At 69.0% G+C, this 8,880-nt stretch carries 7 protein-coding genes and 1 pseudogene; all 8 read right to left on the bottom strand.

Annotated elements, in window-relative coordinates; genetic code table 11:
• Positions 1-272: pseudogene (locus ACIBU0_RS42110) on the bottom strand (penicillin-binding protein 2); the annotation flags it as partial.
• Between the two features lie 134 nt (positions 273-406).
• The gene (gene mreD / locus ACIBU0_RS42105; protein WP_398829596.1) at positions 407-1,087 is read right to left on the bottom strand and encodes a rod shape-determining protein MreD; all 681 of its coding nucleotides are present in this window, start codon (positions 1,085-1,087) and stop codon (positions 407-409) included.
• A 13-nt stretch (positions 1,088-1,100) separates the two neighbouring features.
• Entirely contained in the window at positions 1,101-2,150 is a 1,050-nt protein-coding gene (gene mreC / locus ACIBU0_RS42100) for a rod shape-determining protein MreC (protein ID WP_398829594.1), read from the bottom strand.
• A gap of 197 nt (positions 2,151-2,347) precedes the next feature.
• Positions 2,348-3,367 (bottom strand): rod shape-determining protein, encoded by a 1,020-nt coding sequence (locus ACIBU0_RS42095; RefSeq protein ID WP_004001297.1) that lies wholly within the window; start codon positions 3,365-3,367, stop codon positions 2,348-2,350.
• A 268-nt stretch (positions 3,368-3,635) separates the two neighbouring features.
• Positions 3,636-4,049 (bottom strand): nucleoside-diphosphate kinase, encoded by a 414-nt coding sequence (ndk, locus tag ACIBU0_RS42090; RefSeq protein WP_004001296.1) that lies wholly within the window; start codon positions 4,047-4,049, stop codon positions 3,636-3,638.
• A gap of 87 nt (positions 4,050-4,136) precedes the next feature.
• Positions 4,137-4,493 (bottom strand): DUF4233 domain-containing protein, encoded by a 357-nt coding sequence (locus ACIBU0_RS42085; RefSeq protein WP_398829591.1) that lies wholly within the window; start codon positions 4,491-4,493, stop codon positions 4,137-4,139.
• Positions 4,494-4,502: 9 nt separating this feature from the next.
• Complete coding sequence (locus tag ACIBU0_RS42080; RefSeq protein WP_398829589.1) at positions 4,503-6,005, bottom strand: bifunctional folylpolyglutamate synthase/dihydrofolate synthase; 1,503 nt, start codon at positions 6,003-6,005, stop codon at positions 4,503-4,505.
• A 140-nt stretch (positions 6,006-6,145) separates the two neighbouring features.
• Positions 6,146-8,770, bottom strand: a complete 2,625-nt coding sequence (locus ACIBU0_RS42075; protein WP_398829587.1) for a valine--tRNA ligase — start codon at positions 8,768-8,770, stop codon at positions 6,146-6,148.
• Positions 8,771-8,880 lie beyond the last annotated feature (110 nt).

Genomic DNA, 8,880 nt, shown 5'->3' with positions numbered 1-8,880 from the left:
AGATCGGTGCGGGAGGCGGACACGACGAGCCGCGTCTCGTTGTCCGCCAGAGCCACACCCCGCGCGTCCAGGATCGAGCCGCGCACCGCCGGCTGGACGACCTGCTGGACATGGTTGCCCGAGGCCTCCTTGGCGTAGGCGTCGCCCTCGCGGATCTGCAGGTACCACAGGCGTCCGCCGAGGGTGCCGAGGAGGGAGAGGACGAGGATTTGGATGACGACGAGCCGGATCTGGACGCGCGGCGTCCGGCCGGTCTCGGGGATGTTGGTCACTGCGGCTGCCTCCCCCTCTCAGTGCGTGGACGATGCGAGTGATGAACGCGAGTGTGTGTGTACGAGTGAGGAACGAAAGGCCCACGAGGCCCAGTTCCTCCCGGCCTCACTCGTTCCGGTGAACTCTCCTGCGGTCACAGCCGCTTGACCCCCTTGATGCGCCCGGCGCGCGCCGATCGCGCCTTCACGGCCTTCACCTTCAGACCGCCCAGCCCACCGCGCTGGCTGCCGATGCGCAGGCCGGTGCCGCCGGAGAGCCAGCCGGAGGAGATGCTGGGCTTCTTCGCCTGGGAGTTGGTCTCGGCGAGCGGGTCGTTCTCCGCGCGCCGGGCCAGCGCCATGATCCCGGGGACGACGAACGGCGCGAGCAGCAGGTCGTACAGCGCGGCCGTGAACAGCAGGCTGCCGAGGCCGACATGGCGGGCGGCGGTGTCGCCGACGAGGGCGCCGACACCGGCGTACAGCAAGGTCGAGCCGATCGCGGCGACGACCACGACCACCATCGGCCCGGTGGCGGACTTCAGCCGGCCGTTGTCCGGCTTGATGAGCCCGGCGAGGTACCCGATGACGCACAGCACCAGCGCATAGCGGCCGGCGGCATGGTCGGCGGGCGGGGCGAGGTCGGCGAGCAGGCCGGCGCCGAAGCCGACGAGCGCGCCGCCGACATGGCCGTAGACCAGGGCGAGGCCCAGCACGGTGAGGAGCAGCACGTCCGGGACGGCGCCCGGGAGGTGGAGGCGGGCGAGGACGCTCACCTGGAGTACCAGGGCGACGACGACCAGGGAGGAGGAGAGCAGGATTCGGTTGACGCGCATGGGGCTTCAGCTCCTACTGCTCTTGCTCGTACTGATTCTGGCCGTCGACCGGAGGCTGATACCGGCCGTCCGCCTGGGGCTGTGCCTGGCCATCGGCCTGCGGATCGTCCTGACCGTCGGCCTGCGGCTCGTTCTGGCCGTCGGCCGACGGCTCGGCGCCCGGCGTCACGGTGACCGTCACGGTCGGCGTGGGGGTCGGCTCGGGTTTGTCGGGGAGCACCGTGTCGCGCGGGTCCTTCTTCGGGGCCTGGACGACGACGCCGACGATGTCGAGCTTGCTGAAGGCGACGTACGGCGTGACATACAGGGTGCGGGTCAGGTTGCCGCCGGACGGGTCGACCCGCGAGACGACACCGACCGGGACGCCGGGCACGAAGGGCTTGTCGGCCTGCGAGCCGAAGGTGACGAGGCGGTCGCCCTTCTTCACCTCGGCCTTGCCGTTGAGGAGTTCGACGCGCAGCGGGCGGTCGCCCTGGCCGGAGGCGAAGCCGAGTTCGTCGGTGGACTCCATGCGCGTGCCGACGGTGAAGTCGGGGTCGCTGGCGAGGAGCACGGTCGCGGTGTTCGGACCGACGGTGGTGACCCGGCCGACCAGCCCGTCCCCGTTCAGGACGGTCATGTCGCGCTGGATGCCGTCGTTCGCGCCGGCGTCGATGGTGATCGTCCAGGAGAAGCCCTGGGCCGCCCCTATGGCGATGACCTCGGCGCCCTTGATGCCGTACTGGCCCTGGCCCGCGATCTTCAGCATCGTGTCCAGCTGCTTGAGACGGCTGCGGTTGCGGTCGTCACTCCCGAGTTTCGCCTTGAGGGCGGCGTTCTCCTGCTCCAGCTGGGCGAGCCGGTCGTGGCGCTCGCCGGAGTCACGGACCGCGGCGACCGCGTTGCCGACCGGGTTCACTGCGGCCGACACACCGTCCTCGACCGGGCCGAAGACTGCGGCGGCGGCCTGGCGGGCACCGTCGACCGGTGAGTCCTCTCCGCCGCGGATGTCCACCGTGATCAGCGCGAACGCGATGGCGATCAGCAGCACCAGGAGCAGCCGGCTCTCTCGTGTGTCCCTCACGTGCGGCGGCCGTGCCCTTCCTCATAGGAATTCGGGAAACCCCGGGAAAACCCGAGGGCTTCTGTACACGAAGTTTGTATGCGGAGTTGTCTGCGACGTTTCGAGGTTTCGAGGCTCATCGGTGAGCTTATGCCTCTATATCAACGATCCGCCGTACGAGAGGAGATCATCCCGTACGGCGGAATCGAAGAGTTACGTCATCTGCGCGGCTGGGCGTCCAGCACCTGCTGCAACGCCTCGAACTCCTCGACACACTTGCCGGATCCGAGCGCCACGCTGTCCAGCGGGTCCTCGGCGATGTGGATCGGCATCCCGGTCTCGCGGCGCAGCCGCTCGTCGAGGCCCCGCAGCAGGGCGCCGCCGCCGGTCAGAACGATTCCTCGGTCCATGATGTCGCCGGACAGCTCCGGCGGGCACTTGTCGAGGGTCGTCTTCACGGCGTCGACGATCGCGTTGACCGGTTCCTCGATGGCCTTGCGCACTTCGGCCGCGGAGATGACGACGGTCTTCGGCAGCCCGGAGACGAGGTCCCGGCCGCGGATTTCGGTGTGCTCGTCGGAGTCGAGGTCGTACGCCGAACCGATCGTGATCTTGATCTGCTCGGCCGTCCGCTCACCCAGCAGAAGGGAGTACTCCTTCTTGATGTGCTGGATGATCGCATTGTCCAGCTCGTCGCCCGCGACGCGGATGGACTGGGCGGTGACGATGCCGCCGAGGGAGATGACCGCGACCTCCGTGGTGCCGCCGCCGATGTCGACCACCATGTTGCCGGTCGCCTCGTGCACCGGCAGGCCGGAGCCGATGGCCGCGGCCATGGGCTCCTCGATGATGTGCACCTGGCGGGCGCCGGCCTGGGACGACGCCTCGATGACGGCGCGGCGCTCGACACCCGTGATGCCGGAGGGCACACAGACGACGACCCGCGGACGAGCCAGATACCGCCGCTTGTGGATCTTCAGAATGAAGTAGCGGAGCATCCGCTCGGTGATCTCGAAGTCGGCGATCACGCCGTCCTTCAGCGGACGAACGGCAACGATGTTGCCGGGCGTGCGCCCGATCATCTTCTTCGCTTCGGCGCCGACCGCGAGGATGCCACCGGTGTTGGTGTTGATCGCGACGACGGACGGCTCGTTGAGTACGATCCCGCGACCCCTGACGTACACCAGCGTGTTGGCGGTCCCGAGGTCGACAGCCATGTCACGGCCGATGAACGACATTGAGTTCCCCATCAGGATTCGTCTGGCCTTCCTGGGAGCTTTTGACGGCTTTTCAGGTCGGCGAAGTGGGTGCTGTGACGTGAAGGCTTCTATCGTAGACGCGCCTTCGCAAACACTGCGGGAGGGTCTTCGCCATTGTCAGCAGATGGCGAACCGCCCCGCTTGTGGAGACGGGCCATCGGGGGCACTCGTTCCCTCGATCGCCACGCATATGCCGCAGGGCGGCCGGGTTTCTATGACCGCCCCGGATCAGGCCGGGTGAAGGGGCTCAGGCGCGGCCCGGGAAGAAGATCTTCACCTCGCGCTCGGCGGACTCCTCGGAGTCCGAAGCGTGGATGAGATTCTCCCGGACGATCACGCCGTAATCACCCCGAATGGACCCGGGCGCGGCGGCGATCGGGTCGGTCGGACCGGCGAGCTGGCGCAGCCCCTCGATGACCCGCTCACCCTCGACGATCAGGGCGACGACCGGGCCGGAGGCCATGAACTCCACCAGCGGCTCGTAGAAGGGCTTGCCCTTGTGCTCGCCGTAGTGCTGCTCCAGCGTCTCCTGGTCCAGGGTGCGCAGCTCCAGCGCGGTGATCTGCCAGCCGGCCTTGCGCTCGATACGGCTGATGATCTCGCCGGTCAGGCCACGGCGGACGGCGTCGGGCTTGAGCAGGACGAGGGTGCGCTGGGTCACGGGAGGGCTCCTTCTTGCAGCCGGTGGTGCGGTGGGACGAGGTTACAGGGCGTGTCCGGCCGCCTGTTACGCAGTGTCAGCTTCTACTCAAGCGCCGGACGGGCTGGTTTTGTCACCCTGCGCCGCAAAGCGCGCCTTGGCCTCGTCGACCTTTTTCCCGTAGTGCACCGACGCCCACCACAGTGCCGCAAAGACGACACCCAGGAAGAACATGGTCGGGACGATGAAGCCGGAGGCGATGAGGGCGATCTGCAGGGCCCAGCCCAGCGCAACACCGCCGGGGCGGGTCACCAGGCCGCACAGCAGCAGGCACAGGAACATCGCGATGCCGCTGACCGTCCACACCTGCGCCATGGACAGGTCGGGATCCTTCATGGCGACCAGACCCGCGAAGCCGATGACGAAGAACTCGCCGATCAGGGTCGAGGAACAGAGCGTACGCATCGTCCGGAATCAGCCCTTCCCCAGGAGCAGCCGGGCTTCGCCGACCGTGATGACGGACCCGGTGACCAGCACCCCGCCGCCCGCGAACTCGCCCTCTTCCTCGGCCAGCGTGATCGCGGCCTCCAGAGCGTCCGGCAGCCGCGGCTCCACCTGCACGCGCTCCTCGCCGAACACCTCGACGGCGATCGCCGCGAGTTCGTCGGCGTCCATCGCGCGGTGGGAGGAGTTCTGCGTGACGACGACCTCGGCGAAGATCGGCTCGAAGGCCTCCAGCAGCCCTCGGACGTTCTTGTCGCCGCTCGCGCCCACGACCCCGATCAGCCGGCTGAAGTCGAAGGCCTCCCCGATCGCCTCGGCGGTGACCCGCGCACCGGCCGGATTGTGGGCGGCGTCCAGCACGACGGTCGGCGACCGCCGTACGACCTCCATCCGCCCCGGCGAGGCGACGGAGGCGAAGGCCTTGCGGACGGTGTCGATGTCGAGCGGCTCGGCCCGCGCGGCGCCGACGCCGAAGAACGCCTCCACGGCGGCCAGCGCCACGGCGGCGTTGTGCGCCTGGTGCGCGCCGTGCAGCGGCAGATACACCTCCGGGTACTCACCGCCCAGTCCGCGCAGGGCGACCAGCTGCCCGCCGACGGCGACCTGCCGCGACACGACCCCGAACTCCAGCCCCTCCCGGGCCACCGTGGCGTCGACCTCCACCGCCTTCTTCAGCAGCACCTGCGCCGCGTCCACCGGCTGCTGGGCCATGATCACGGTGGCGTCCTGCTTGACGATGCCGGCCTTCTCGGCGGCGATCTCCCCGGGGGTCTCGCCGAGCCGGTCGGTGTGGTCGAGGTCTATGGGCGTCACGACGGCGACGTCACCGTCGATGACATTGGTCGCGTCCCAGGAGCCGCCCATGCCCACTTCCACGACGGCGACGTCGACGGGCGCGTCCGCGAAGGCCGCGTACGCCATGCCCGTGAGTACCTCGAAGAACGACAGGCGGTACTCCTGCGAGGCGTCGACCATCTCGACGTACGGCTTGATGTCGTTGTACGTCTCGATGAAGCGCTCGGCGGAGATCGGGGCGCCGTCGAGGCTGATCCGCTCGGTGATCGACTGGACGTGCGGGGAGGTGTAGCGGCCGGTGCGGAGCTCGAAGGCGCCGAGGAGGGCCTCGATCATGCGGGCCGTCGACGTCTTGCCGTTGGTCCCGGTGATGTGAATCGAGGGGTACGAGCGCTGCGGCTCGCCCAGGACGTCCATGAGCGCGGCGATGCGGGCGACCGAGGGCTCCAGCTTGGTCTCGCCCCAGCGGGTGGCGAGCTCCGCCTCGACCTCGCGCAGGGCCTTGTCGACCTCGGGGTCCTCGGGCCGCGCGGGCACGTGGGCGCTCGGCGGGCCGCCCTGGGTGCGCAGGGTGCGGCTGCCGGCCTCGATGACCGCGAGGTCGGGGTCGCGGTCTGTTTCGGCCGCGATGATCTCTTCGAAGGGGTCGAGGGGGTCGGGCTCGTTCTGGTCGCTCACGGGGTCAGTCTACGGAGGGGGACTGACAGGGTGCGTATGGAGTGGGTGCAGCGTGCCTGAGGGGTGGGAGGGCTCATGCCGTCCGGCGGGCGCGGGGAACGTTGTGGCTGGTCGCGCAGTTCCCCGCGCCCCTGGGTTGGCTACTGCTGGGGCAGCCTGTCCAGCTGGGCCTGGATTCGGGTGATGTCCTCCTCCGCCTTCGCCAGGCGCCCGCGGATCTTCTCCACCACCTGGTCCGGCGCCTTCGCCAGGAACGCCTCGTTGCCGAGCTTCGCCGTGGCCTGGGCCTTCTCCTTCTCGGCCGCCGCGAGGTCCTTGGCCAGGCGCTTGCGCTCGGCCGCGACGTCGATCGCGCCCGAGAGGTCCAGCGCGACCTCAGCGCCCGCCACCGGCAGCGTCGCCGTGGCCGTGAAGGACTCGCCCTCCGGCTGCAGGCGCAGCAGCTGGCGGATGGCCGGCTCGTGCGGGGCGAGTGCCGTGCCGTCGAGGGTCAGGCGGGCCGGGACGCGCTGGCCGGGCTGCAGGCCCTGGTCGGCGCGGAAGCGGCGGACCTCGGTGATGACCTGCTGGAGCGTGGCGATCTCCTGCTCGGCGGCCGCGTCCCGGAAACCACTGTCCTTCGGCCAGTCGGCGATGACCACCGACTCGCCGCCCGTGAGCGTGGTCCACAGGGTCTCCGTGACGAACGGGACCACCGGGTGCAGCAGCTTCAGCGTGACGTCCAGGACCTCGCCGAGGACGCGCTTGGAGACCTCCGCGGCCTCGCCGCCCGCGGCGAACGTCGTCTTCGACAGCTCGACGTACCAGTCGAAGACCTCGTCCCACGCGAAGTGGAAGAGCGCGTCGGACAGCTTGGCGAACTGGTAGTCCTCGTAGAACGCGTCGACTTCGGCGACGACCGAGTTCAGCCTCGACAGAATCCAGCGGTCCGTGGAGGACATCTTCGACGGGTCCGGCAGGGGCCCGTCCACCGTCGCGCCGTTCATCAGCGCGAAGCGCGTCGCGTTCCAGATCTTGTTGGCGAAGTTGCGTGAGCCCTGGACCCAGTCCTCGCCGATCGGGACGTCGACGCCGGGGTTGGCGCCGCGCGCGAGGGTGAAGCGGAGCGCGTCGGAGCCGTACTTGTCCATCCAGTCCAGCGGGTTGACCGCGTTGCCGAAGGACTTCGACATCTTCTTGCCGAACTGGTCACGGACCATGCCGTGCAGGGCGATGGTGTGGAACGGCGGGGTGCCGTCCATCGCGTACAGGCCGAACATCATCATCCGGGCGACCCAGAAGAAGAGGATGTCGTAGCCGGTGACCAGGACGGAGTTCGGGTAGAACTTCGCGAGCGACTCGGTCTGTTCGGGCCAGCCGAGGGTCGAGAAGGGCCACAGGCCGGACGAGAACCAGGTGTCGAGGACGTCGGTGTCCTGACGCCAGCCCTCGCCGCTCGGCGGTTCCTCGTCCGGTCCGACGCAGACGACTTCACCGTTCGGCCCGTACCAGACCGGAATGCGGTGACCCCACCACAACTGCCGCGAAATGCACCAGTCGTGGAGGTTGTCGACCCAGTCGAAGTACCGCTTCTCCATCTCCTGCGGGTGGATCTTGACCCGGCCGTCGCGGACCGCGTCACCGGCGGCCTTCGCGAGCGGGCCGACCTTGACCCACCACTGCATGGACAGGCGCGGCTCGATGGTGGTCTTGCAGCGCGAGCAGTGGCCGACGGAGTGGACGTACGGCCGCTTCTCGGCGACGATCCGGCCTTCGGCGCGCAGCGCGCCGACGATGGCCGAGCGGGCCTCCAGTCGGTCCAGGCCCTGGAAGGGACCGTGTGCCGTGATGACGGCGTGCTCGTCCATGATGCTCAGGGACGGCAGGTCGTGGCGCTGGCCGATCTCGAAGTCGTTCGGGTCGTGCGCCGGGGTGACCTTGACGGCGCCCGTGCCGAACTCGGGGTCGACGTGCTCGTCGGCGACGACCGGGATACGGCGGCCGGTGAGCGGCAGTTCGATCTCGCGGCCGACGAGGTGGCGGTAGCGCTCGTCCTCGGGGTGGACGGCGACCGCGGTGTCACCGAGCATCGTCTCGGCACGGGTCGTCGCCACGACGATGGAGTCGTCGCCCTCGCCGTACCGGATGGAGACGAGCTCGCCGTCGTCGTCCTGGTACTCGACCTCGATGTCCGAGATGGCCGTCAGACACCGGGGGCACCAGTTGATGATGCGCTCGGCGCGGTAGATCAGCTCGTCGTCGTAGAGCCGCTTGAAGATGGTCTGGACGGCCTGGGACAGGCCTTCGTCCATGGTGAACCGCTCACGCGACCAGGCGACGCCGTCTCCCAGGCGCCGCATCTGCCCGCTGATCTGCCCGCCGGACTCGCCCTTCCACTGCCAGACCCGCTCGACGAACGCCTCACGGCCCAGGTCGTGCCGGGACTTGCCCTCCTTGGCGAGCTCGCGCTCGACGACGTTCTGCGTGGCGATACCGGCGTGGTCCATGCCGGGCTGCCACAACGTCTCGAAGCCCTGCATGCGCTTGCGGCGCGTGAGGGCGTCGATCAGGGTGTGCTCGAAGGCGTGCCCGAGGTGCAGACTGCCGGTGACGTTCGGCGGCGGGATGACGATGGTGTACGGCGGTTTGTCGCTCTTCTCGTCCGCCTCGAAGTAACCCCGCTCTACCCAGCGCTCGTACAGCGGCCCCTCTACGTCGGCCGGCGCGTACTGGGTCGGCAGTTCGGTGTTGGGCGCTGGTGGCTGCTGCTGAGCGTTCTCGGTCACGGGCTCAGTTTAGGGGTGTCCCGGGCGTGTCCCGAAACGCGTTTGTTCTGTAACGGTGGGCACCCCGATGCCGTGCGCCCCCTGTGTTTGCGCCAGGATGTCGTGAACGC

Source organism: Streptomyces sp. NPDC049627 (assembly GCF_044465645.1).
GTDB lineage: Bacteria > Actinomycetota > Actinomycetes > Streptomycetales > Streptomycetaceae > Streptomyces.
The sequence above is the reverse complement of the archived record's forward strand: the minus strand, read 5'-3'. Positions and strand labels throughout refer to the sequence as shown.